Origin of the sequence: Massilia norwichensis (assembly GCF_024753245.1) — a bacterium.
Taxonomy (GTDB): domain Bacteria; phylum Pseudomonadota; class Gammaproteobacteria; order Burkholderiales; family Burkholderiaceae_D; genus Telluria; species Telluria norwichensis.
The window spans coordinates 1-1,364 of record NZ_JANUGX010000075.1; the positions used below are offsets into that span (position 1 = coordinate 1).

1 protein-coding gene is annotated in these 1,364 nt (G+C 58.4%); it reads left to right on the top strand.

Features of this window, described 5'->3' with window-relative positions; all coding sequences use genetic code 11:
* Positions 1 to 72 precede the first annotated feature (72 nt).
* Complete coding sequence (locus NX782_RS26185) at positions 73 to 1,323, top strand: IS256 family transposase (RefSeq protein WP_258848434.1); 1,251 nt, start codon at positions 73 to 75, stop codon at positions 1,321 to 1,323.
* Positions 1,324 to 1,364 lie beyond the last annotated feature (41 nt).

Sequence of the window (1,364 nt, forward strand, 5' to 3'; positions counted from 1 at the left end):
GAGCCTGTCAGATTTTCTGTGTGGAACGGGGTCATGAAATAATCTCGAAAGGACTGTTCCATGACCGAAGTGATGACCACCAAAAAGCCCAAGAAGCAGAAAGCTGCATATCCGTTCCCGGTTGAGCTGATCGACCAGTTGCTGGCCCAGGTTGAGAACAAGGATGCCGAATCGATCCTCGGCGAATCCGGCCTGGCCGGGCAGCTCAAGAAGATGCTGGCCGAGCGCATGCTGACGGCCGAGCTGAGCCATCATTTGGCCAGCGAAGGCGAAGACAGCAAGAACCACCGTAACGGCAGCAGTCCCAAAAAGGTTCTGACGCCAGGCGGCGAGCTCAATCTGGACATTCCGCGTGATCGCTTGTCGAGCTTCGAGCCCAAGCTGGTCGCCAAACATCAACGGCGCATGCCGGGGTTCGACGATCACGTCATCAGCATGTACGCGCGCGGGATGAGCGTGCGCGAAATTCAGGGCCATTTGCTGGAGCTGTACGGTACGCAGGTGTCGCCGGACCTGATTTCCACCATCACCGACGAGGTGCTGGAAGAGGTCACGCAATGGCAGCAGCGGCCACTCGAAGCGATGTACCCGATCGTCTACTTCGATGCGCTGCGCCTGAAAATCCGGGACGAAGGCACCGTCAAGAACAAGGCTGTGTATCTGGCTTTGGGCATTCGCGCTGATGGCCGCAAGGAAGTGCTGGGATTGTGGATCGAGCAGACAGAAGGCGCCAAATTCTGGTTGAAGGTTTTCAACGAGCTGAAAAACCGTGGACTGGACGATATCCTGATCGCCGTCGTCGACGGCCTGCGCGGCTTCCCCGAGGCCATCGAGGCAGTCTATCCTCAGGCGCAGATCCAGACGTGCATCGTGCACCTGATCCGCAATTCGACGACGCTGGCGGCCTGGAAGGACCGCAAGGAATTGGCTGCGGCCTTGAAACCCGTTTACCAGGCCGCCAGCGCCGATCTGGCTGAAGCGGCGCTCGACGCGTTTGCAACGGGTCCGTGGGGCACCCGATTCCCGACCGTGGCAGCGATGTGGCGGCGCCAATGGCAGCAGGTGATTCCTTTCTTTGCGTACCCTCCGGAGGTGCGCACGATCATCTATACGACCAACGCCATTGAGAGCCTGCATATGCGCCTGCGTAAGATCGTCAAGAACCGCGGCCACTTCCCGAGCGATGAAGCCGCGACCAAATTACTGTTCCTGGCCTTGCGCAATATCGAGAAAGATTGGAAGATGCCGCAGCGTACCTGGAAGCAGGCCGCCAACCAATTCGCCATCATGTTCGGCGAGCGCTTCACCAACGCGATTAGCTAACTACAAATTCTGGCCCCGCACACAGAATTTCTGACAGGTCC